Source organism: Streptomyces sp. AK02-01A, assembly GCF_033795305.1.
Classification (GTDB): Bacteria; Actinomycetota; Actinomycetes; order Streptomycetales; family Streptomycetaceae; genus Streptomyces.
Genome location: NZ_JARBAE010000045.1, coordinates 34,918 through 57,162 on the forward strand (window position 1 = coordinate 34,918; position 22,245 = coordinate 57,162).

27 protein-coding genes are annotated in these 22,245 nt (G+C 68.8%); 16 read left to right on the forward strand and 11 right to left on the reverse strand.

Annotated elements, in window-relative coordinates; genetic code table 11:
* Positions 1-18 precede the first annotated feature (18 nt).
* On the reverse strand, positions 19-570 hold the full coding sequence (locus PV679_RS29890; protein WP_319683692.1) for an acyl-CoA thioesterase: 552 nt from the start codon (positions 568-570) through the stop codon (positions 19-21).
* Between the two features lie 119 nt (positions 571-689).
* Between PV679_RS29890 and PV679_RS29895 the strand changes: the two genes are divergently transcribed.
* From PV679_RS29895 to PV679_RS29915, 5 genes are all read left to right on the forward strand, one after another.
* Positions 690-1,937: an LCP family protein gene (locus PV679_RS29895; protein WP_319683693.1), complete on the forward strand. Its 1,248-nt coding sequence runs from the start codon at positions 690-692 to the stop codon at positions 1,935-1,937.
* A 209-nt stretch (positions 1,938-2,146) separates the two neighbouring features.
* Positions 2,147-2,404 (forward strand): hypothetical protein, encoded by a 258-nt coding sequence (locus PV679_RS29900; RefSeq protein WP_319683694.1) that lies wholly within the window; start codon positions 2,147-2,149, stop codon positions 2,402-2,404.
* Entirely contained in the window at positions 2,379-2,909 is a 531-nt protein-coding gene (locus tag PV679_RS29905) for a DUF6879 family protein (RefSeq protein ID WP_319683696.1), read from the forward strand. The genes PV679_RS29900 and PV679_RS29905 overlap by 26 nt, the downstream gene beginning before the upstream one ends.
* A gap of 64 nt (positions 2,910-2,973) precedes the next feature.
* Positions 2,974-3,822, forward strand: coding sequence for a helix-turn-helix transcriptional regulator (locus tag PV679_RS29910; RefSeq protein WP_319683698.1), 849 nt, complete (start codon positions 2,974-2,976; stop codon positions 3,820-3,822).
* 267 nt (positions 3,823-4,089) lie between these two features.
* Positions 4,090-5,196: a methyltransferase domain-containing protein gene (locus PV679_RS29915; protein WP_319683699.1), complete on the forward strand. Its 1,107-nt coding sequence runs from the start codon at positions 4,090-4,092 to the stop codon at positions 5,194-5,196.
* 195 nt (positions 5,197-5,391) lie between these two features.
* On the opposite strand, the gene PV679_RS29920 is transcribed toward PV679_RS29915, so the two are convergent.
* Positions 5,392-6,564, reverse strand: coding sequence for an acyl-CoA dehydrogenase family protein (locus PV679_RS29920; RefSeq protein ID WP_319683701.1), 1,173 nt, complete (start codon positions 6,562-6,564; stop codon positions 5,392-5,394).
* Between the two features lie 195 nt (positions 6,565-6,759).
* Here PV679_RS29920 and PV679_RS29925 point away from each other — a divergent pair, with 195 nt between their 5' ends.
* A complete protein-coding gene (locus tag PV679_RS29925; protein ID WP_319683702.1) occupies positions 6,760-8,106 on the forward strand; it encodes a UDP-glucose/GDP-mannose dehydrogenase family protein in 1,347 nt (448 codons plus the stop codon).
* A gap of 22 nt (positions 8,107-8,128) precedes the next feature.
* Here the strand turns inward: PV679_RS29925 and PV679_RS29930 are convergent, their stop codons facing one another.
* Positions 8,129-8,656, reverse strand: a complete 528-nt coding sequence (locus PV679_RS29930; protein WP_319683704.1) for a CGNR zinc finger domain-containing protein — start codon at positions 8,654-8,656, stop codon at positions 8,129-8,131.
* Between the two features lie 142 nt (positions 8,657-8,798).
* Here PV679_RS29930 and PV679_RS29935 point away from each other — a divergent pair, with 142 nt between their 5' ends.
* Positions 8,799-9,161, forward strand: a complete 363-nt coding sequence (locus tag PV679_RS29935; RefSeq protein ID WP_319683706.1) for a VOC family protein — start codon at positions 8,799-8,801, stop codon at positions 9,159-9,161.
* Positions 9,162-9,219: 58 nt separating this feature from the next.
* Here the strand turns inward: PV679_RS29935 and PV679_RS29940 are convergent, their stop codons facing one another.
* The 3 genes from PV679_RS29940 to PV679_RS29950 are packed head-to-tail and all read right to left on the reverse strand — an operon-like array spanning position 9,220 to position 12,100.
* Complete coding sequence (locus PV679_RS29940; RefSeq protein ID WP_319683728.1) at positions 9,220-10,422, reverse strand: dipeptidase; 1,203 nt, start codon at positions 10,420-10,422, stop codon at positions 9,220-9,222.
* Positions 10,423-10,427: 5 nt separating this feature from the next.
* The gene (gene purE, locus PV679_RS29945; RefSeq protein WP_319683707.1) at positions 10,428-10,952 is read right to left on the reverse strand and encodes a 5-(carboxyamino)imidazole ribonucleotide mutase; all 525 of its coding nucleotides are present in this window, start codon (positions 10,950-10,952) and stop codon (positions 10,428-10,430) included.
* Positions 10,949-12,100 (reverse strand): 5-(carboxyamino)imidazole ribonucleotide synthase, encoded by a 1,152-nt coding sequence (locus tag PV679_RS29950; protein WP_319683709.1) that lies wholly within the window; start codon positions 12,098-12,100, stop codon positions 10,949-10,951. The genes purE and PV679_RS29950 overlap by 4 nt, the downstream gene beginning before the upstream one ends.
* Positions 12,101-12,265: 165 nt before the next feature.
* Between PV679_RS29950 and PV679_RS29955 the strand changes: the two genes are divergently transcribed.
* Entirely contained in the window at positions 12,266-12,772 is a 507-nt protein-coding gene (locus PV679_RS29955) for a GtrA family protein (protein WP_319683710.1), read from the forward strand.
* Positions 12,773-12,796: 24 nt separating this feature from the next.
* Here PV679_RS29955 and PV679_RS29960 read toward each other — a convergent pair whose 3' ends face one another.
* The 4 genes from PV679_RS29960 to PV679_RS29975 all read right to left on the reverse strand — a co-directional run bounded on the left by PV679_RS29960 (position 12,797) and on the right by PV679_RS29975 (position 16,304).
* Positions 12,797-14,071, reverse strand: a complete 1,275-nt coding sequence (locus PV679_RS29960; protein ID WP_319683711.1) for an ATP-binding protein — start codon at positions 14,069-14,071, stop codon at positions 12,797-12,799.
* Between the two features lie 158 nt (positions 14,072-14,229).
* Entirely contained in the window at positions 14,230-14,907 is a 678-nt protein-coding gene (locus PV679_RS29965; protein WP_030351003.1) for a response regulator transcription factor, read from the reverse strand.
* Between the two features lie 360 nt (positions 14,908-15,267).
* Positions 15,268-15,756: an ATP-binding protein gene (locus PV679_RS29970; protein WP_319683713.1), complete on the reverse strand. Its 489-nt coding sequence runs from the start codon at positions 15,754-15,756 to the stop codon at positions 15,268-15,270.
* 179 nt (positions 15,757-15,935) lie between these two features.
* Positions 15,936-16,304, reverse strand: coding sequence for an STAS domain-containing protein (locus PV679_RS29975; protein WP_319683714.1), 369 nt, complete (start codon positions 16,302-16,304; stop codon positions 15,936-15,938).
* Positions 16,305-16,586: 282 nt separating this feature from the next.
* Between PV679_RS29975 and PV679_RS29980 the strand changes: the two genes are divergently transcribed.
* On the forward strand, positions 16,587-17,492 hold the full coding sequence (locus PV679_RS29980; RefSeq protein WP_319683715.1) for an RNA polymerase sigma factor SigF: 906 nt from the start codon (positions 16,587-16,589) through the stop codon (positions 17,490-17,492).
* 649 nt (positions 17,493-18,141) lie between these two features.
* Here PV679_RS29980 and PV679_RS29985 read toward each other — a convergent pair.
* Positions 18,142-18,375 carry a hypothetical protein gene (locus tag PV679_RS29985; protein ID WP_319683717.1) on the reverse strand — a complete coding sequence of 78 codons (234 nt, stop codon included), beginning with the start codon at positions 18,373-18,375 and terminating at the stop codon, positions 18,142-18,144.
* Between the two features lie 305 nt (positions 18,376-18,680).
* Here PV679_RS29985 and PV679_RS29990 point away from each other — a divergent pair, with 305 nt between their 5' ends.
* The 7 genes from PV679_RS29990 to PV679_RS30020 all read left to right on the forward strand — a co-directional run bounded on the left by PV679_RS29990 (position 18,681) and on the right by PV679_RS30020 (position 22,137).
* Positions 18,681-18,905 (forward strand): hypothetical protein, encoded by a 225-nt coding sequence (locus PV679_RS29990; protein ID WP_319683718.1) that lies wholly within the window; start codon positions 18,681-18,683, stop codon positions 18,903-18,905.
* The gene (locus tag PV679_RS29995; protein ID WP_319683719.1) at positions 18,902-19,312 is read left to right on the forward strand and encodes a type II toxin-antitoxin system VapC family toxin; all 411 of its coding nucleotides are present in this window, start codon (positions 18,902-18,904) and stop codon (positions 19,310-19,312) included. The genes PV679_RS29990 and PV679_RS29995 overlap by 4 nt, the downstream gene beginning before the upstream one ends.
* 425 nt (positions 19,313-19,737) lie before the next feature.
* Positions 19,738-20,046: a hypothetical protein gene (locus tag PV679_RS30000; protein WP_319683720.1), complete on the forward strand. Its 309-nt coding sequence runs from the start codon at positions 19,738-19,740 to the stop codon at positions 20,044-20,046.
* Positions 20,043-20,231 (forward strand): hypothetical protein, encoded by a 189-nt coding sequence (locus tag PV679_RS30005; protein ID WP_319683721.1) that lies wholly within the window; start codon positions 20,043-20,045, stop codon positions 20,229-20,231. The genes PV679_RS30000 and PV679_RS30005 overlap by 4 nt, the downstream gene beginning before the upstream one ends.
* Before the next feature lie 10 nt (positions 20,232-20,241).
* A complete protein-coding gene (locus PV679_RS30010; RefSeq protein WP_319683722.1) occupies positions 20,242-21,060 on the forward strand; it encodes a hypothetical protein in 819 nt (272 codons plus the stop codon).
* A gap of 5 nt (positions 21,061-21,065) precedes the next feature.
* A complete protein-coding gene (locus tag PV679_RS30015) occupies positions 21,066-21,647 on the forward strand; it encodes a hypothetical protein (protein ID WP_319683724.1) in 582 nt (193 codons plus the stop codon).
* A gap of 37 nt (positions 21,648-21,684) precedes the next feature.
* Positions 21,685-22,137: a DUF2637 domain-containing protein gene (locus PV679_RS30020; protein ID WP_416069834.1), complete on the forward strand. Its 453-nt coding sequence runs from the start codon at positions 21,685-21,687 to the stop codon at positions 22,135-22,137.
* Positions 22,138-22,245 lie beyond the last annotated feature (108 nt).

Below are 22,245 nucleotides of genomic sequence, written 5' to 3' on the forward strand. Positions count from 1 at the left end.
CGGGCCGCGCCCGCCGGCTCACTGGTCGTCGATGCCGTCCGCCGCGCGCTTCTCCCGGAGCTCCTTGATCGCGCGGCGCCTGGCGAGCCGGTGCGTACGGCGGATCTGCGCCTCCTGGTAGCGGCGCCGGTCCCGCTCCGTCTCCGGGACCACCGGCGGCACGGGACGCGGCTTGCCCTCCGCGTCCACGGCCGTGAAGACCAGATACGCGCTGCCGACCTGGGTCGCGGGAGTCGACTCGTTCCAGCGCTCGGCCAGCACGCGTACACCGACCTCCATCGAGGACCGGCCCGTCCAGTTGACCTGCGCCTTCACATGGACCAGATCGCCGACCCGCACCGGCTCCAGAAAGACCATCTCGTCCATGGAAGCCGTCACCGCCGGCCCGCCGGAGTGCCGTCCGGCGACGGCACCCGCCGCGTCGTCGACCAGCTTCATGATCACGCCGCCGTGCACCGTGCCGAGGAGGTTGGTGTCACTGCCGGTCATGATGTGGCTGAGTGTGGTCCGGGACGCGGAGGTGGGCTTGCCCGCTATCGCGGTCTCCGGGGAAAGGGCCTGGTCTGTCATGCGCTCCACCATATGCGGCGGTCGGTGCGGGAAAGCATTGCATCAGCTTGGCAACAGCCCCGACCCGATTTCCCACCTGCTCTGTTTGGCGCGCTGCCGCGCCCTGCACACTGGTCCGCATGAATGAATGGCCCGATGGATGGAACGGCGACCGCGGCGAGCGCCGCGACCGTTACGGGCGCGGCAGCGCGGGCGCGCAGCCCGAGAGCGCGCGCGTGATGCCACACGTACAGCCGGGGAGCGTCCCCCAGCAACCCGGAGGGTACGGCCAGGGCCATGCCCAGACGTACGACAACGGATACAACACGGGCCAGGTCTACGGCCGGCCGCCGAACGGCGGCCACGGCGGTGCGCCGCCTCCGCCCGGCTATTCCGCGCCGCGCAGCGCGCCCGACTGGCGCCGTCGCCTCAAGGTCGGTTCGCTGGTGCTGGTCGTCGCGGTACTCGGCGTCTCCATCGGCACGTACTTCTGGGCCGACTCCAAGCTCCAGCGCGAGGTCGACCTCTCCAAGGTCATCGAGCGCCCGGAGGCGGGCGACGGCACGAACTATCTGATCGTCGGCTCCGACAGCCGCGAAGGCATGTCGGCGGACGAGAAGAAGAAGCTGCACACGGGCTCGGCCGAGGGCAAGCGCACCGACTCGATGATGATCCTGCACGACGGGTCCAACGGTCCGACGCTCATCTCGCTGCCGCGCGACTCCAATGTGACGATCCCGTCGTTCCGGGGATCGGAGTCCGGCAAGTTCTACGCGAACACGGGCCGTCAGACCAAGCTCAACGCGGCCTACGCGTCGGACGGGCCCGAACTGCTCGTCCGTACCGTCGAGTTCAACACCGGGCTGCACATCGATCACTACGTCGAGATCGGCTTCGCGGGCTTCGCCAATATCGTGGACGCGATAGGCGGCGTGGAGATCGACATCCCGAAGGCGTTCAAGGACAAGCACTCCGGCGCCGACTTCCAGGCGGGCAAGCAGACGCTGAACGGGGAAGAGTCGCTGGCCTTCGTACGGACGCGGTACGCCTTCGCCAACAGTGACCTGGACCGGACGAAGAACCAGCAGAAGTTCCTCGCGGCCCTGGCCTCGCAGACGGCCACGCCGGGCACGATCCTCAACCCGTTCAAGCTCTATCCGACGATGGGCGCGGGCCTGGACACGCTGATCGTGGACAAGGACATGTCCTTGTGGTCCCTGGGCCAGATGTTCTTCGCGATGAAGGGCGTCACGGGCGGCGAGGGCAAGTCCATGAACATGCCGATCTCGGGCAGCGCGGGCGGCAATCTCGTCTGGGACAAGGCCAAGGTCAAGGAGCTGGTGACGCAGCTCAACAACGACGAGAAGGTCACGGTCTCCAGCAACTAGGGCTGACCCGGAACGTACGGCGGAGCGGGCCGGTGGCACCCGGAAGGGCGCCACCGGCCCGCTCGCGGTGTTACGGAAGGTTCCTCGCCATGACGATCCGCCGACCGAACCGTGGCGCCCTTGGCCGTCTTCACGCACCCTTGACGTGCTGACCGGCTCCCGCGAAGCTCGTGCAAGTTGGCGCAAGCCACTCGACGCCGGAGGCGGCCATGGCATTACGGTTCATCGGGATCGACCCGGACACAGGGCAACAGGGTTCGCCCACCATCTGGGTGGACGAGGCGAAACAGGAACTCGTACTCCAGGGCTGGAAGCCGGACGAAGGACTGGAGGCGGAGTGCGCGGCCTTCGAGGCTCCCGGCCACGCGCCGGGTATTCCAGCTCACGAAGCCGTCATCCGGATCCCGGTCCGGATGGTGCCAATGCTCAGGAAGGCATGCGATGTCGCCGAACGAACCGGGCTTTGACGAGCTGCTGGCGGCAGCCAAGCGCTCCGCTGTGCACCTGGAGATGCGCGACTCATACGGCGTGGGCGATGAGGCCGCCGACTTCGAGGGTTGGAAGCGCACCGGTCAACGGGACGTGGATCCCGCATCCTCCTACTGGGCGCCTTGGGTTGAATTGATCCGGCATACGGTAGTCCGAGGCGTCATCGTGCGGCGCGCCCGTCTGGTGTCCGAACCGGTCACCGAATACATCCAGTACGAGCACGCCGGCACTCCGGTCAACATCCACGCGGGTGAGCAAGTCCGCTGGCTGCCCAGGCGGCAGGCTTCGGACATTGCGCTGCCCGGCAACGACTGCTGGGTGTTCGACGGCGAGACCGTGCTCTTCAACCACTTCTCGGGCAACGGCGACTGGGCCGAACCCGGCTGGGAGGTCCGCACGGAACCGGCCGTGGCGCGTCTGGCAACGACCGCATTCGAGACCGTATGGGAGCGCGGTGTCCCACACGAGAAGTATTCGGTCTGACCCATTGCCCCTGCCTGCACGCTTGCCCCGTCGTGGCGCGGGCGAATGACTGAAGAGCGAACTCATGTCCGTCTCCCCCTCTTCCAACGCGCAGGCCGCCCGCGAAGTGCTTGCCGCGCGCCTCGGTGAGCTGCGCAGAGACGCGGAGCTCACCGGACACGAGCTGGCGGTTCGGTGCGGCTGGAGCCCCGCGAAGTCGTCACGCGTCGAGCGGGCCAAGACCCCGGCTTCCGACGCCGATATCCGTGCGTGGTGCAAAGCGTGCGGTGCTGAGGACCAGGCGGCGGATCTGGTCGCGGCGAACCGCCAGGCCGATCAGATGTACGCGCACTGGAAAAAGCTCCACCGCCACGGGATGCGCCGGTCGCAGGAAGAAATGGTTCCTCTCTACGAACGGACCCGCCACTTCCGCGTGTATTGCTCGAACGTCATTCCCGGCATGCTCCAGACAGAAGCGTACGCGGCCACTCTTCTTGCCACGATCGCCGCCTTTCAAGGCACCCCCGACGACTCGGCATCGGCTGCGGCTTCGCGTGTGGAGCGCTCACGGGTGGTTCACGAGGGCGATCACCGGTTCGCGCTGCTGATGGAAGAAACTGTGCTTCGCTACCGCATCGGGGATGAGGAGACGATGGCGGGCCAGCTCGGGTATCTGCTCGCCGTGATGGCTCTGCCCAACGTCAGCCTCGGAGTCATCCCGTTCACCGCGCGGCGACGCGTTTGGCCGTTGGAGGCCTTCTACCTGTTCGACAACCGGCGAGCGAGCGTGGAACTGCTCACAGCGGCGGTGAACGTCTCGGCGCCCAGCGAGATCGCCGTGTACTCCAAGGCTTTCTCCGAGCTGACGAAGATCGCTGTGTACGGCGCGGATGCGCGGGCTCTCATCACCGAAGCAATCAGCTCGCTTCGTTAGTTCGTATGCAAGGCTATGCAAGGTCGTGGACCATCCGTGTCCGGTCTTCGTAGTGTCCTTGGCGTGACAGACGACGAAGCGCACGGCCCGTACGGGTGATGCTGCCGGCTCGTCACATCTCCCTCTGTCTACGGAAAGTGGTGCGTACACATGACCAAAAAAGGTGGAGATCACTCCGGCAAGCCCGACACCTCCGAAAGTGACGGCCACCGCGACAGGCCGCCTGGTTCGACCAAGCCGTACGAGCCTCCGAAGAAGTAGGCCCGGATGACCACGCAACAGCGGCTTGTGCGGACTCTCCTGGCCAAGGGCGCGTTGCCGCCGGAGTGGCACGATGCCGTGGCGTCGGTGGACCGCGCTCTGTTCATTCCCGAGGTCTTCGAGGGAGGTGACTTCGCCGAGGACGCCGAGGGCTGGTTGCGCCAGGTCTACTCGGACCAGCCTGTCGTTACGCAGGTCAACGACGGGAAGCAAACGCCCGACGGCGCGTTCCGCCTCTTCACGTCATCGTCATCCATGCCTTCGATCATGCTCGAAATGCTCGCTTTGCTCGATGTGAACGAAGGGCACAGCGTGCTGGAAGTCGGCACCGGCACCGGTTACAACGCTGCCTGGCTGTCGCACAGGCTGGGCGACACCAAGGTAACCAGCGTGGAGATCGACGAAAAGGTCCTGATCAGAGCCACGGAGAACCTGAAGCAAGCGGGATATCGCCCGCGGACAGTCCTGGGAAACGGCCGTGACGGGCACCGCCGACGCGTTCCGTACGACCGCGTCATCTGTACCTGCACCATGCGGGAGGTACCGAGAATGTGGCTGGAGCAGTGCCCCGACGGGCGCATCGTCACTCCCTGGGGAAGCAGCTTCTTCAGCGGCTCGTACGCCACGCTGGATGTGCGCGGCGGGGAGGCCCGGGGAGCGTTCTCCGGTTATCCGGCCTTCATGTGGGACCGGACGCGGCGGGCGGGGGCCGGACGTATCTCGGAGATCTACCACGAGGAGAAGGGGAGCGAGAGCGTCACGGACATCGCGCCGCAGAACGTCATCCAGGACGATCCGGCGTTCTTCACCAGCCTGTGCGTCACCGACGTGTCGTACCGCTGGTGTGACGCGCACGACAGCAGCACAGAAGCCACCCTGTGGTTTTTCGCGGACGACAGAAAGTCGTGGGCAACGGTTGAGTACGCCCCCGACCGGGAGATGTACGAGGTCGAGCAGTACGGACCCCGCGCGCTGTGGGACGAAGTGCGGGCGGCTTTCCTCCGGTGGCACGATCTGGGAAAGCCGGGTCGCTCACGGTTCGGCCTGTCGGTCGACGGCGACGGACAACGCGTGTGGCTGGACGATCCGCACCACGTGGTAGGACAACCGTAGGACCGTAAAAGAGGTTGCGGACACCATCGAAGCTCAGGCCGGAGTCGGAGTCGTCTGCATCGAGGCTGACCGAGCGAAGGAGCGCCCCCGCCGAGGACGGAGTGGCGGGGGCGCTCTGTGGTCTGTTCGCGGGCCCGGAGCCGGGCCCGGCACGGGTTGCCGTGTCGAAACAGCGTGTGACCCGCGGCGGAGGGGCTACGGAAGGTTCCTCGCCATGACGATCCGCTGGATCTGGTTCGTGCCCTCGTAGATCTGAGTGATCTTGGCGTCACGCATCATGCGCTCCAGCGGGTAGTCACGCGTGTAGCCGTAGCCGCCGAGGAGCTGGACCGCGTCCGTCGTTATCTCCATGGCGGCGTCCGAGGCGAAGCACTTCGCCGCCGCGCCGAAGAAGGTCAGGTCCTCCTTGCCGCTGCCCGCGGAGACGCGTTCCGACCTGGCGGCCGCCGCGTAGGTGAGCTGGCGCGCGGCCTCCAGCTTCATCGCCATGTCGGCCAGCATGAACTGCACGCCCTGGAAGTCACCGATCGGCTTGCCGAACTGCTTGCGCTCCTGGACATAGCCCTTCGCGTAGTCGAGAGCGCCCTGCGCGATACCGAGGGCCTGGGCCGCGATCGTGATGCGTGTGTGGTCCAGGGTCTTCATCGCCGTGGCGAAGCCCGTGCCCTCCTCGCCGATCAGCCGGTCGGCGGGGATGCGGACCTGGTCGAGATAGACCTCGCGGGTCGGTGAACCCTTGATGCCGAGCTTCCGCTCCGGAGCGCCGAAGGAGACGCCGGCGTCGGACTTCTCCACCACGAACGCGCTGATGCCCTTGGTCCGCTTGTCCGGGTCGGTGACGGCCATCACCGTGTAGTACTCGGAGACACCGGCGTTGGTGATCCAGCGCTTCACGCCGTTCAGGACGTAGTGGTCGCCGTCCCGTACCGCCTTGGTCTTCATACCGCCCGCGTCGGAGCCGGCGTCCGGCTCCGAGAGGCAGTACGAGAACATCGCGTCGCCCTTGGCCAGCGGGCCCAGATACTTCTTCTTCAGGTCCGGGGAGCCGGAGAGGATCACGGGCAGCGAGCCGAGCTTGTTCACGGCCGGGATCAGCGAGGAGGAGGCGCAGACCCGCGCCACCTCTTCGATGACGATCACGGTGGCGAGGGCGTCGGCGCCCGCGCCGCCGTACTCCTCCGGGACATGGACGGCGTGCAGATCGGAGGCGATCAGCGCGTCCAGCGCCTCCTGCGGGAAGCGGGCCTCCTCGTCCACGGCGGCGGCGAACGGCGCGATCTTCGCCTCGGCCAGCGCGCGCACGGCATCGCGGAGCATGTCGTGTTCTTCGGACGGGCGGTACAGGTCGAAATCAGCCGATCCGGCCACGGTCTTTCACTCCCCTGGATGCTAACTACCGTTAAGTAACTCGATTTTAGAGGCGGAGCCGCCGTGGGTGAAGGTGAGTTTGCCGACAGCCGTCCCGCCGTGGGATGACCTACCCGTGAGAGGCACCAGTGAGGCCTCGGCGGCGCGCGGCTATGCTCGGGCACCGCACTCCCGCCCGATTTCTCTGGAGTACCAATGGCCCTCAAGATCACAGTGATCGGCACCGGCTACCTCGGCGCCACGCACGCAGCGGCCATGGCGGAGCTGGGCTTCGAGGTCCTCGGCCTCGATGTGGTCCCGGAGAAGATCGAGACGCTGTCGGCGGGCCGGGTCCCGATGTACGAGCCCGGCCTGGAGGAGCTGCTGCGCAAGCACGTCGCCGGGATCGAGGGATCGACCGGACGGCTGCGGTTCACGATGGACTGGTCCGAGATCGCGGAGTTCGGCGATGTGCACTTCGTCTGTGTGAACACACCGCAGAAGCACGGCGAGTACGCCTGCGACATGTCGTATGTCGATTCCGCGGTCGAGAGCCTCGCCAAGCATCTCGCCAGGCCCGCGCTGGTCGTCGGCAAATCCACCGTGCCGGTGGGCAGCGCGGAGCGGCTCGCGGCCCGCATCGCCGAACTGGCGCCGGCGGGCGGCGAGGTGGAGCTGGCCTGGAATCCGGAGTTCCTGCGCGAGGGCTTCGCCGTACAGGACACGCTGCGTCCGGACCGGATCGTGGTGGGCGTGCGGAGTGAGCACGCCGAGCGGGTGCTGCGCGAGGTGTACGCGAAGCCGGTCAGCGAGGGATCGCCGTTCGTGGTGACGGATTTCCCGACCGCCGAACTGGTGAAGACCTCCGCCAATTCGTTTCTGGCCACGAAGATCTCCTTCATCAACGCGATGGCCGAGCTCTGCGAGGCGGCGGGCGGCGATGTGCAGAAGCTGGCGGAGGCGCTCGGTCACGACGAGCGGATCGGCAAGAAGTTCCTGCGCGCGGGCATCGGCTTCGGCGGCGGCTGTCTGCCGAAGGACATCCGGGCGTTCATGGCGCGGGCGGGTGAGCTGGGCGCGGACCAGGCGCTGACGTTCCTGCGCGAGGTCGACTCGATCAATATGCGGCGCCGCGGTCATATGGTCGAGCTGGCGCGCGAGGCCGTCGGCGGCGACTCGTCCTTCCTCGGCAAGCGGGTCGCGGTGCTCGGCGCGACCTTCAAGCCGGACTCCGACGACGTACGCGACTCACCCGCGCTCAATGTCGCCGGCCAGATCCATCTCCAGGGCGGCCAGGTGACGGTGTACGACCCGAAGGGCATGGAGAACGCCAAGCGGCTCTTCCCGACGCTGGGATACGCGGACTCCGCGGTGGACGCGGTGCGCGGCGCGGATGTGGTCCTGCATCTGACGGAGTGGCGCGAGTTCCGCGAGCTGGACCCGGCGGTGCTCGGCGAGGCGACGGCGCGCCGGCTGATCCTGGACGGCCGCAACGCGCTGGATCCGGAGCTCTGGCGCGCGGCCGGCTGGACGTACCGCGCGATGGGACGTCCGCGGGCCTGACACCGGTCCCGGGACCGCGAGGTTACGAGGTCCCGCCCTCTGGTGCCCGGCGGGCGCGGTAGGCGCGCATTTTGGCGCGGGCGCCGCACACCGACATCGAGCACCAGCGGCTGCGGCCGGCCGGGCTGCGGTCGTAGTACGCCCACTCGCAGTCCGCCGCCTCGCACGCCTTGAGACGCGCCCACGTACCGTCGGCGACGGCCGCCGCGATCACCGTCGCGACCCGGCAGAGCAGCGCGTCCGGATCGGTGGCGGGACGGAGCGCGGCCACGCCCCGGGCGTCGACCGTGAGCCGCAGCGGAGCGTCGGCGAGCAGGTGGTCGAGAACGGCCGTCGAGCGGCCCGGCGGGTGATGGCCCGCGTGGGCGAGACAGACCGTGCGCAGAGCCTCACGGAGTTCGCGCGCGGCGGAGACGTCCCGCTCGGTGAGGCCGAAGGCGGCGCGGCCGTCCTCCGTGTCCAGAGCGTCGGCGCCGGTCTCGATGTCGAGCGTGTTCACCAGTGCCTCGACCAGTGCGAGCCCTCCTGGTGCGGGCGGTCTGTCCGTCATGGTTGCGACGTTACCTCTTATACGGAACCATGCAGTAACGGTTACCGGCAGCGGCTCTTTTGCGGTAACCGTGTGCCATCCATGACCAGTGCTCGCAGCGCCGCTCGCGGCGCGGGCGCACTCGAAGTGAGAGGGAAAAGACATGGCCATCGCCACTCTGGGCGCCGTCGTCCTGGACTGCCCCGACCCGGTCGCACTCGCCGGTTTCTACTCCCAGGTGCTGGGCGGTGAGATCAAGGACGACGGCGACGGCTGGGTCGATCTGACCGGCGCTCCCGGCACACCGCTCGCCTTCCAGGCCGCGCCCGGCTTCGTACCGCCGGCCTGGCCCCGGCCCGAGGGTTCGCAGCAGTTCCATCTGGATCTGACCGTCGAGGACCTGGCCGCGGCGGAGAAGCAGGTGCTCGCGCTCGGAGCGACGCTGCTGGACGCGGCCGACCCCGCGCGCAACTGGCGGGTCTACGCCGACCCGGCGGGCCATCCGTTCTGTCTCTGCGCCGCCTGACACGGCGGACGTGCGCGCCCGCTGTCGCGGTCGGCTGCGACAGCGGGCGGAGGTACCGTCAGACGGCCGTGCCGTCCAGCTCGCCGATCGTCGCCAGCGACGGTCCGCGCTCAGCCTGGAGACTGCGGGCCACGTCCTCCGCGGCGCGCAGCACCCGGACCGCGTTCTGCCAGGTCAGCTTCGACAGATCCGACGCGGACCAGCGGCGCGACAGCAGCTCCGCGATCAGGTTCGGATAGCCCGCGACATCCTCCAGACCGGCCGGAGTGAAGGCCGTGCCGTCGAAGTCTCCGCCGATGCCGATGTGGTCGATACCGGCGACCTCGCGCATATGGTCGAGATGGTCCGCGACGGTGGCGGGCGTGGCCACCGGACGCGGGTTCGCCTCCTCGAAGGCCTGATGGATCTTCATCGCCTCGGCGGTGGTGTCCAGCGCGTGCAGACCGTGCGCCCGCATGTTCTCGTCCGCCGACTGCGTCCAGGCGACCGCCGCCGGAAGGATGAACTTCGGTACGAACGTGGCCATCGCGACACCGCCGTTCGCGGGCAGCAGCGCCAGTACGTCGTCGGGAATGTTGCGCGGGTGATCGCAGACGGCCCGCGCCGACGAGTGCGAGAAGATCACCGGCGCGGCCGTCACGGCGAGCGCGTCACGCATCGTCGTCGCGGCCACATGCGAGAGGTCGACCAGCATGCCGGTCCGGTTCATCTCGCGGACGACCTCGCGGCCGAAGGCCGAGAGCCCGCCGACGCGCGGGACGTCCGTCGCCGAGTCCGCCCAGGCGAGATTGTCGTTGTGGGTGAGCGTCATATAGCGGACGCCCAGCGTATGGAGGGCCCGCAGGGTGGCGAGGGAGTTGTTGATGGAGTGGCCGCCCTCGGCCCCCATGAGTGAGGCGATCCTGCCCTCGCCGCGCGCCGTCTCCATGTCGTCCGCCGTGAGCGCGCGGACCAGATCCCGTGGATGGCGGGCGAGCAGCCGGCCGACCACGTCGATCTGTTCCAGCGTCGCGCTGACCGCGTCGTCGCCGGCCATGTCGGAGCGTACGTACACCGACCAGAACTGTCCGCCGACGCCGCCCTGCCGCAGCCGGCGAATGTCCGTGTGCAGCCGGCCGGACTGGTCGTCGGCGATGTCGAGGCGGTCCAGGTCGTAGCGGACGTGCTCGCGCAGCGCCCATGGCAGGTCGTTGTGACCGTCGACCACCGGGAAGGCGGCCAGCAGTTCGCGTGCCTCGTCGAGGAAGTCCGCCGCACCCATGGCCGTCACTTCCCGAATCCGAAGTGGTCCGCGCCCTGGACCTTCGAGCGGAGCCGTTTGCCCTTCTCCGTCGCCTGGTCGTTCAGCTCCTGAAGGAAGTCACGCATCCGGTTCTGCAGGTCCGGGTCGTGGGACGCGAGGATCCGGGCGGCCAGCAGGCCCGCGTTCCGCGCGCCGCCGACCGAGACGGTGGCGACCGGGACACCGGCCGGCATCTGGACGATGGACAGCAGCGAGTCCATGCCGTCGAGGTACTTCAGCGGTACGGGCACGCCGATCACCGGCAGCGGGGTCACCGAGGCGAGCATGCCCGGAAGATGCGCCGCGCCGCCCGCGCCCGCGATGACGGCCCTGAGGCCGCGCCCGGCCGCTCCCTCGCCGTACGCGATCATCTCGCGCGGCATCCGGTGGGCGGAGACGACATCGACCTCATAGGCGATCTCGAACTCGTCCAGGGCCTTCGCGGCGGCCTCCATGACGGGCCAGTCGGAGTCGGAGCCCATCACGATGCCAACAACGGGGGAAGTCATTCGGTGATCGTTCCTCGGAGGTAGCCGGCGGCATGGCGGGCGCGTTCGAGCACGTCGTCCAGGTTGTCGCCGTAGGTGTTGACATGACCCACCTTGCGGCCGGGCTTCACGTCCTTGCCATACATATGGATTTTGAGCTGCGGGTCCCGGGCCATGCAGTGCAGATAGGCCGCGTACATATCGGGATAGTCGCCGCCGAGGACATTGCACATGACCGTCCACGGCGCGCGCGGGCGCGGGTCGCCGAGCGGGAGATCGAGCACGGCCCGCACATGGTTGGCGAACTGCGAGGTGATCGCGCCGTCCTGGGTCCAGTGGCCGGAGTTGTGCGGCCGCATGGCCAGTTCGTTGACGAGGATGCCGGAGGTCCCGTCGTCGGAACGGACCTCGAAGAGCTCCACCGCGAGATGGCCGACGACGCCCAGTTCGGCCGCGATCCGCAGCGCGAGCTGCTGGGCCTCGCCCGCCAGCTCGTCCGAGAGACCGGGCGCGGGCGCGATGACCGTGTCACAGACGCCGTCGACCTGCTGCGACTCGACGACGGGATAGGCGACCGCCTGGCCGTGCGGTGAGCGGACGATGTTCGCCGCCAGCTCCCGTACGAAGTCGACCTTCTCCTCGGCGAGGACCGGGACCCCGGCGCGGAACGGCAGCTCGGCGTCCTCCTCGGAGCGCACGACCCACACGCCCTTGCCGTCGTAGCCGCCGCGCACCGTCTTGAGGATGACCGGGAAGCCGCCCACCTCGGCGGCGAAGGCCGCGGCGTCGGCGGGATCGGACACGATGCGGTGGCGCGGGCAGGGCGCGCCGAGCTCGGTGAGCCTGGCACGCATCACACCCTTGTCCTGCGCGTGCACCAGCGCGTCCGGGCCGGGCCTGACGGGTATGCCGTCCGCCTCCAGGGCGCGCAGATGCTCGACCGGCACATGTTCGTGATCGAACGTGATCACGTCACAGCCGCGCGCGAAGGCACGCAGCGTGTCGAGATCGCGATAGTCGCCGATGACGACCTCGTTCACCACCTGGGCCGCCGAGTCCTGCGGGGTGTCACTGAGAAGCTTGAATCTGAGGCCGAGGGGGATGCCCGCCTCGTGGGTCATACGGGCGAGCTGACCGCCGCCGACCATGCCGACTACCGGGAACGTCACGTGCCCAGGATATCCGCCGCCCGGGCCGGGCCGGTCGCCGAGCGGCGGCGGTGCCCAGCGTCAGGCGCCGTCACCGCCGGTAGCCGGCGACCCAGGGGCGACGGCCGGAGCCGCTCGTTAGCATGGCGGGTACTGACACTCGACCGGACGGGGCTGAACGGGCTAATGAGCGAACGGGGCGCACTCCGCGCGCGACTGGGCCGGCTCGTGCGCGAGGTGGCCAAGTTCGGCGCGGTGGGCGGCGCGGGGCTGCTGGTCAATCTCCTGGTCTTCAATCTCGTACGGCACACCACCGGGCTGCCCGTGGTGCGGGCCAGCGTCCTGGCCACCGTCGTCGCCATCGCCTTCAACTATGTGGGCTTCCGCCACTTCACCTACCGGGACCGCGACAAGAGCCGCCGCACCAAGGAGCTGACACTCTTCCTGGCGTTCAGCGCGGCCGGTCTGGTGATCGAGAACGGCGTGCTCTACACCGCGACCTACGGCTTCGGCTGGGACACCCCGCTGCAGAGCAATGTGTTCAAGTTCCTCGGCATCGGGATCGGGACCCTCTTCCGCTTCTGGTCGTACCGCACCTGGGTCTTCCGGGCGCTTCCGCAGGCTGGCGCGGTGGCGCCGGGCGAATCGTTCCTTGACGAACAACGGCCGCAGCCGGGCCGCGTCGGCGGCTGATCCGTATCCGCACGTCCTCGCGCGTCAGCGGACCGGCCGCTCCGGCTCCTTCGGCGCCTTGCGGGTCCGGGCCTCGCGGCTGAGGAAGAGCGCGAAGACCGGCGGCTGCTGCTGGAGCAGCTCCAGCCGGCCGCCGTCCGCCTCCGCCAGATCGCGGGCCACGGCGAGACCGATCCCGGTGGAGTTGCGGCCGCTGATGGTCCGCTCGAAGATCCGCGCGCCCAGGTCCGCCGGTACGCCGGGACCCTCGTCGGTCACCTCGATGACGGCCTGGTTACCGGTGACGCGGGTGCGCAGGGCGACCGTACCGCCACCGTGCATCAGTGAGTTCTCGATCAGCGCGGCGAGCACCTGCGCGACCGCGCCCGGAGTGGCGACGGCCCGCATCCCGGACCGGCCCGAGCAGACGATGGCCCGGCCGGCGCTGCGGTAGGCCGGACGCCACTCCTCAAGCTGCTGTTTGACGACCTCGTCGAGATCGAAGGCGACGGCCGAGCCGGTACGCGGATCGCGGGCGTTGGTCAGCAGCCGCTCCACCACGTCGGTCAGCCGCTCGACCTGGGCCAGCGCGATCGTCGCCTCCTCCTTCACGGTGTCCAGATCGTCCGTGGCGGAGATCTCCTCCAGCCGCATGGACAGCGCGGTCAGCGGTGTACGGAGCTGGTGCGAGGCGTCCGCCGCGAGCCGCCGCTCCGCCGTGAGCATCCGCGCGATCCGCTCGGCGCTGGAGTCGAGGACATCCGCGACCCGGTCGAGCTCGGGCACCGCGTACCGCTTGTGGCGCGGACGCGGGTCACCGGAGCCGAGACGCTCGGCGGTCTCCGCGAGATCGGTGAGCGGCGAGGCCAGCTTGTTGGCCTGGCGTACGGCCAGCAGGACTGCGGCGATGACGGCGAGCAGCGCCACCATGCCGATGATCAGCAGCGTGCGGCCGACCTCACGCGTGACGGAGGAGCGGGCCTCCTCCACGGTGACGACCTCACCCTCCTCGCCCTCCTCCTTGCCCCGGATGACGCTGCCTTCCGGCCGCACGCCGATCTCGACCGGGGCGCGGCCCGGGATCTCGATCCGGGCGTAGCGCTCGTTGTCGACCTGCTCGGCCAGGATCTGGGAGGTGATGTTCTCACCGCCGAGGAGACGGCTGTCGACGATGCTCACCAGCCGCAGCGCCTCGGAGTCCACGCTCTCCTGGGCGCTGCTGCTGATCGTGCGGGTCTCCACGATGACGAGAGAGACCCCGAACACGGCGATGACGACGAGCACCACGGCGAGCGTGGAGTTGATCAGACGACGGCGCAAGGTGCCCTCCGGGCGGGTGACGCGATGGCGGTGGTACCACTCCGAGCGTAAGCACCCATGGCGGTCCCGGAGCCGCGGCCGCCCGCCGGGCCCGGCCGGCGTCAGCTCTCCTCGAAGGCGTCAGCTCTTCTCGAAGGTGTCAGCTCTTCCGGAAGGCGTCAGCTCTTCTCGAAGCGGAAGCCGACACCCCGTACCGTCGCGATGTAGCGCGGATTGGCGGCGTCGTCACCGAGCTTCTTGCGCAGCCAGGAGATGTGCATGTCGAGCGTCTTGGTCGACGACCACCAGGTGGTGTCCCAGACCTCTCGCATCAACTGGTCGCGGGTGACGACCCGGCCCGCGTCCCGGACGAGGACCCGCAGCAGGTCGAACTCCTTCGCGGTGAGCTGAAGCTCCTCGTCACCCATCCAGGCACGGTGCGACTCGACATCGATCCGGACGCCGTGCGTCGCCGGCGCCGGCACGGGATCCGAGGCGCCACGCCGCAGCAGCGCCCTGACACGCGCCAGCAGTTCGGCGAGACGGAACGGCTTGGTCACATAGTCGTCGGCGCCGGCGTCCAGGCCGACCACGGTGTCCACCTCGTCGGCGCGGGCGGTCAGCACCAGGATCGGCACCGCGTGGCCCTCGGCGCGCAGTCGGCGGGCAACTTCGAGGCCGTCCATCCCGGGCAGTCCCAGGTCGAGTACGACCAGGTCGACACCGCCCTGGAGTCCGGCGTCCAGCGCGGTCGGACCGTCTTCACGGACCTCGACCTCGTAACCCTCCCGACGCAGGGCGCGGGCCAGCGGCTCCGAGATGGAAGCGTCGTCCTCGGCGAGCAGTACACGGGTCATGTGGTGATGGTAGACCGCACGGGGCGGGCCCAGGGCCCTGCTCAGCAATGCCTTTGAGTAGGGGGTCTAATCCGATGAACCACCTTCGAATATAAGAAGCTAGTCCCCGTACCGCCTGTGATCCATCCCTCAAGACCCCCATATCCCACCGTGGCATGTCGTATGGTGACGACACACCTGTAGCACGACTCGGAAATCTTTGGCCCGATCAGCACCAAAGGTCTCTTTTCCGCGCCGAGTCCGGTTCAGCCGGATCCGGTGGCAGTGAACGGCGCCGCGTCCGGCAGCGAAAAAAGAGCACGCCCCGGGGACGTGCTCTCGCTCACGAGGAGTGCCGGTGGCGGGACCGGCGCGATGCGCCTACTCCGGCGCGGCCAGCTCCGCCCAGACGGTCTTGCCGGTCTCACCCGGCGTCCTGACGACGCCCCAGTCGAGGCAGAGCCGCTGGACGATGAACATGCCGTGGCCGCCGGGCCGTCCCGCGCGGTGCGGGGTGCGGGGCGCGGGCTGTCCCGTACCGAGGTCGGTGACCTCCAGCCGGAGCACCTTGGAGGTGGCCGAGACCAGCAGCGACTCGGGCCCTTCCGCGTGCAGACACGCGTTGGTGACCAGCTCGGAGACGACCAGCAGCACATCCTCTGCCGCGGCGCGCCGGTCCGCGGTCTCGCCCGGGAGCCATCCCCAGTCGTAGAGGGCCTGGCGGGTGAAATCGCGCGCCAGCGGTACGACACCGCTGGCGCCGGACAGCGCGAGCGTCCGTACCCGCCTGTCGGACGTCGCGGAAGGAGGTACCGCGCCGTCGGACTCGGGGCCGATGTCGCCCGGCTGAGGCTGCCGGGTGGTGCTCATCAGCGCTTCACCTCACCGATTCACCAATTGCCAGTTCATCAATACAGAGAGTGCAGGGTCCTGAGTGGCCTGCCGGGGGTCTTCTGCCCCTCCGGCTCGCGACAACACTTACTCCGCGATCCGGAAGTAGCGACCCGAGCGACACGCGGTGCGCCCAGGTCGGCGAAAGGGCCGTGGGCTCAGTCGGCGAGGGCTTCTTCGACGGTGTCGTGGACCGTGAAGACGGCGTCCGCTCCGGTGATCTCGAAGACTCTCGCCACCACGGGCAGCATCCCGGCCAAATGGACCCCTCCCCCGGCGGCGTCCGCCTTGAGGCGGGCACCGAGCAGCACATTGAGTCCGGTGGAATCACAGAACTCAAGCCGTGAACAGTCGACCACCAGCCGTACGCGGCCCTGTTCGATCGCATCGTCCAGAGGTTCGCGCAACAGTTCGGCCGTGTGGTGATCCAACTCACCGGCCACTGCCACAACCTCGCTCCGGCCTTCGGTCCGAACTTCGACCTGAAGCCGGCCCCGGTTCGTGCTGCCGACCGTCTGGCGGTCCATGCCCGTCCCTCTTCGCCGTGTCGTACGCCGTCGTCAGTTGGTGGTGTCAACGCCATCACAGGCCGATGACGCCGGTCGAACATTACGCCTTTCACACGCCCACCGGTAGCCGAACTCCCCCACAATGCAGACATATAGAACAATTAGCACTTGCAACTGCCTGTGCCGACCGGGTAGGGCTAGTAGGGACACACCCAAGACGGCCGGCTTCGGAGGCGCCCGCAGACCGCAGCAACACGTAGTGGCTTCGGCAGCCATATGCCGAGGACGATGGAGGAGACCATGTCACCCCGGCTCGACGCGACGCGTACCCCCCACGTGCCGTCGACAACTCCGCCCGTACCCAATGAGGCCGGTCTCACATCGGCCGCCGGCGCCGAGGGCCTGGAGGATCTGCCTGAGATCCCGCCCTTCGCCGAGGTAGGAGCCCTGGACGCGAGGGCCCTGTCGAAGACGCTGTTCGCCCGGCTGGAGACCCTCGAAGAGGGCACACACGAATACGCGTACGTCCGTAACACCCTGGTCGAACTGAACCTGGCTCTGGTGAAGTTCGCGGCCTCCCGGTTCCGCACGCGCAGCGAACCGATGGAGGACATCGTCCAGGTCGGCACGATCGGCCTGATCAAGGCCATCGACCGCTTCGAGCTGAGCCGCGGCGTCGAGTTCCCCACCTTCGCGATGCCGACCATCATCGGCGAGATCAAGCGCTTCTTCCGCGACACGTCGTGGGCGGTGCGCGTGCCGCGCAGGCTCCAGGAGCTACGCCTCGACCTGGCCAAGGCAGGCGACGAGCTGGCGCAGCGCCTCGACCGCTCCCCCACGGTCGGCGAACTCGCCCAGCGGCTCGGCATCACCGCCGAAGAGGTCGTCGAGGGCATGGCCGCGAGCAACGCGTACACCGCCAGTTCGCTGGACGCACAGTCCGTGGACGACGAGACCGAGGGCGCGCTCGCCGACCGGATCGGCTACGAGGACCACGGACTTGAGGGCATCGAGTACATCGAGTCGCTGAAGCCGCTCATCGCGAGCCTTCCCGCACGGGACCGCAAGATCCTGTCCCTGCGCTTTGTCGCCAATATGACGCAGTCGGAGATCGGCGAGGAGCTCGGCCTCTCGCAGATGCATGTGTCGCGGCTTCTTTCGCGCACTCTCACCAGGCTCAGGAAGGCTCTGACGCTGGAGGAGTGAGGGCCGGCCCGGGCCCTTGGCCGCGCCGGTCGTTCGTCGGCGCGGCCCCGCACCCAGTCGTCGGCCCCGGTCCGGCCGGTCGGACGGCGCGAGCTCAGCGGTCGGCTGTCGGCTGCGGCAGTTCGCCGGCCTCGGAGCGCGGCAGATCGGAAAGGTGTCCGCGAGCAGGAGATGGTCCAGGCGGCCCCGGTCGGCGCGGACCATCACCACGGTCGCCTGCGGGCTGCTGGGATGCGCGATGTCGCAGGTGGCGCGGTGATCGGCGGCCGTCTCACCGATCGCGGTGGCGAGGATCGCCGCGAGGTCCCGTCCGTCGCCACGCGACAGCCGGCCGAGCAGCGCGCCGCCGAGACGGTGTGTGTACCAGGCGACCCCGTGGGAGCAGACCGACTCGCTGCCCGGGATGCCGGCGCCGTCCAGCAGCACAGCGGCGCCGGGGACGGCGCCGACGAAGTCCTCGTTCGGCCGGTCGGCCCTACCGGCGCTGGTCGCCATGCTGACACGCACTCATGGGCTCCTGGGTCAGGGACAGGCGGGGACGGGCGTCGCTGTGCGGGAGGTGCGGGCAGGTCGTGGTCCTGCCGGGAGTTTGAACGAGTGGCCCTCTGGCCGTCCTCGCCCCGGACCACGGCCACGGCCAGACCGCCCGTCAGTTCGTTTTTATGGCATCACCAGGCCAGTCGGCGGCATAGAACACCTCCATTTGCCCGTACGGCACATCTCGCTCGACGATACTCGACAGATCGTCGGCCATCCCGATGGCCACCATGAAACGGACACGAGCATCAGGGTCGTCGATCACTATTTCCAGAACAGCCAACGGCACCGTCTTGTTCTGGGCAACTGCCACTCGTTCTTCCGAATATCGATCGACGACCTCCATCCATACCTGCGCGGGCGCCTCCTCAACTGCCGCCCTGCGGCATTCCTATGGATCTGAGCTGTTGCGCAGCCGTACGAACTCCTCGGCAGTCTCGATCATCTCTTGACGCTCCGCAAATTGCTGTTCGGTAAAAATTCCCTCGCCCTGCAAGGAGCCATACTTCTTGGAGATGGATGATCTGGTCCGTGGTTGTGCGTGGTTGTTGCCGTCAGCTACTGCCGTCAGCCGATTCCATCTCTCCCGAGGCTGCCGAAGCGCCTGAAAGACCCGGGCTGGGCGGCTTCGCGGACCGTACACTGGCTGGTATGACCGTTCGCGACGAAGCGCACCGCCTGCTGGATGCTCTGCCGGAGGACCGGCTGATGGACGCCATAGAGTTGCTGCGCGAGTGGGCCGAGGTGGAGCGTGGTGAGCGCCCGCGTCGGCGCTTCCGCACGACCGCTTCCTTCGACGGTGACCCTGACCTCGGAGCGCGCGCCAAGGACATCGTGCGTGAGGCGTGGGATGGTCGGGAGCGGCGCAGCGCGTGATCGTGATCGACACTGGCCCCGTCGTCGCGGCGGCCAACCGCAAGGATGATCAGCACGCCGCTTGTGTGCGCCTACTGGAGAACCACCCAGGACCGCTGCTGTTGCCGTCCCCGCTCGTGGCAGAGATCGGCTACATGCTCTCCAGCCGGGCAGGAGTGAAGGCCGAAGCCGACTTCCTCCGCGATGTGGCCGACGGCGTGTACGACCTGGTCCCAGTCACCTCCTCCGAAGCCGCGCGGGCCGCCGACCTGGTGGAACGGTACGCAGATCTCCCCCTCGGGACGGCGGACGCCTTCGTCGTGGCCGTGGCGGAGAAGTTCCGCGCGGTCAACATCGCGACGCTGGACCGCCGCCACTTCAACATCGTCCGACCCATCCACGTGCCCGCCTTCACCCTGCTCCCGTAGCAAGCCCTCGGCTCCTCGGCCCGCCCAATGGCAGGTGGTCGGGCCTCAGCCGCCGACCGTCAGCCACGGCGGCGGGTGCGCCGGACGGTCACCTGTCACGTATGTCTCGCTCAGCCCCCACCGGCACCAGACACGCTGTCCATGCCGTCACGGCCTGAGGCAGCGACGGGCCCAGGCGTACGGAACGGTGGTTCGGCCGAGTCGGGGTTTCGCTTCTCTGCCGGTCGGGTCCGTGGGTGCCGGGGGTGCGCGGCGAGTGGACGGTGGGCGTCGCCAGCGGGGCGGTAGACAGGAGCGGGCGGCGGGCACCGGCCGCCGGCGCGCGGCGGCCCGCGGCAGCGGGGCGCCCTTGATCAAGTAAAGAAACTCTGAACAGCTCCGACGCCCTCTCGTGGCTGGCTCGTGTTGCTCTGCTGCCGTCGGCGGTGTGCATCGCGGGCACCGAGCCGGTGCTGAAGATCAAGGACCAGCAGACCGGGGAGGTCGCCACCGACCGGGAGACCGGTGCGTCGCTGTACACGGTGACCGTGATGCTGATGGAGGACGGCCGGGCCGAGGTTCTGAAGATCACGGTCCCGGAGACGGGTCTCCCCGCCGGGCTGAAGCCGGGTGCGATGGTGCGGCCGTTGGAGTTGTTCGCGACCCCTTGGGCTCGGATCTTCAACGGTCAGCTCTCCGACGGCGTGGCCTACCGTGCCGCTCGCCTGGACCTGGCGACGGAGGCGGCCAAGTGATCCGCTTCGAAGGGCCCGCTCCGGAGCGGGCGACCTTTCCGCTCCGGCCCTTGCCGGGTACCGACAACGTTCTGACGTGCTCCGTGTCCGGGGCCGTGCTCGATCTGCTGGGCCTGAGCCCGGCCGACGCTGCGGTCCTCGACCTTGGCGACGTGTTTCGTCTGCTGAGCGAAGCGGGGGCGTGACATGGCAACCGTGATCGACCGCGCGCCGGACGTACTGCCGGTCGCTATAGCGCTGGTGGCGGCCTGGGGGCTGCTGGGCGTGGTGCGCTACGTGCGCGCTGACCGGGGCACTCGGGCCAGTATCCGGCAGGCCGTGCGGGTGCGCTGCGGCTGGATGCGCCTGGCGCGGATGGCGGGCCTGACTGTCACTGACAAGACCCCCGGCCTGCTGGGGCAGCTGGCCGCGCCGAAAGGCACGACATCCCCGCCGCGTGTGCTGACTCCGAGGATCAAGGTGACGGCTGATCAGTTCGGTGTGGTCGTGCGGGCCAAGTGCCTGCCGAAGGTCGGGTTGGAGGAGTTCCAGCGGGCGGCCCGGTTCCTGGCCGACTCGTGGCGGTGCACGCGGGTGTCCGTGCTGCCGGACGGCCCCGGCCGGGTGGTGATCCGGGGCGTCCGCCTGGATCCGCTGGTCACGCAGACCGAGCACCGTCCCACCGGCCGCCCACCGGCCGACCTGTCTCGGTGGGAACTGGGCGTGGACGAGTACGCCGCCCCCGTATGCGTGTCGCTGGCCAACGTGCCCGGCGTGACCGTGGCCGGTGTCCCCGGCGCGGGCAAGACCTCGCTGATCAACTGGCTCGTCTGCGACCTCGCGCCGTCGCGCGCGGTGCAGTTCGCGGTGGCCGACGGAAGATGTCGGCAGCCCATGAGGGTGACTACGCCGACCTGCGGACCCGTCTGTTCGCGTTCGTCGGTGACGACCTGGACGAGGCGAACGCCCTGTTCAAGCGCCTGGTCGCGCTGCGGCGTACCCGGTCCTCGGCGATCCGTGACGTGCTCGGGGTGAAGAACATGTGGCACGTCGGTCCCTCCTCGCAGGTCTGGCCGCTGACCGTGCTGATCATCGACGAGGCCCACACCTACTTCCGGGACTACAAGGGCAACGACCCGGAGACCAAGCGCCTGGCGGCGCTGACGGCGGACAACGCGCGCCTGGTCGAAGACCTGGTCAAGAAGGGCCGCAGTGTCGGCTTCCTGGTCATCCTGGTCAGCCAGAAGGTGACCGGCGACGCGATCCCCACCTTCATCCGCGACGTGTGCCCGGTCGGATTGTCCTTCGCCCAGAAGACGGCGGAAGCCGCCGTGGCCGCACTCGGGGACGACATCCGCAACTGGCCGGACGCCAGCCCCGGGACCTTGCAGGACCCCGCCTACGTCGGCGTCGCCGTCATGGCGATGCAGGGCCGCCCCGGCTTCACCCGCATCCGCACCCCGTACGTGCCGGACGCCGACGCGGCCCGCATCGCGGAAGCGACCGCCCACCTGGCCATAAACCCGGCCCTGTACCTGGAGTCCGTCCCCGGCCCGCGCGGCTGGGCCGGCACCGCACCGACGGACCGCACAGTCGTGCCGCTGGCCAAGCGCCGTCCGTGACCATCCCCGAACCCCACCCCGGAAGGAGGCCCCACACATGACCGAGGAACGATTCACCCGGCGCACCGTGACCGTGGTCATGGCGGTCATCGCGGCCCTGGCCTTCGTCTTCTCCTTCGGCAACGTGTGGGCGCTCGCCCTGCGCCTCGGTGTTCCGCACCTGATCGCCCCGCTGGTCGCCCCCATGGTGGACCTGTCGGTCGTCGGGCTGCTGGTCGCGCTGCGATTCCTCGCCCTGCACAGCGTCCCCAAGAACGAGTTGAAAGCCGGTACGCGCCTGCTGCACCTGTGCGGGCTGCTCACCCTCGCGCTGAACACCGCCGAGCCGCTGCTGACCGGACGCTATGGACGCGCCCTGCCCGGACACCGTCGCACCGCTCCTGCTCCTGGGCTGGGGCAGCGTCGGCCCCTCGTTCCTGGCCCAGTTCCACACCCTCACCCAGCCACCCCTGAAAGTCGCCACCGAACCCGTCCACATCCCCGCCGCTGAGACGGTGACCGCTGGGGCCTTCACCCCTGCCGCACCATCCCCAACCCCTGCACCGGTCACCGACCCCACCCCGGCCCCTGAACCAACCCCGGTCACCCCCACCAACAA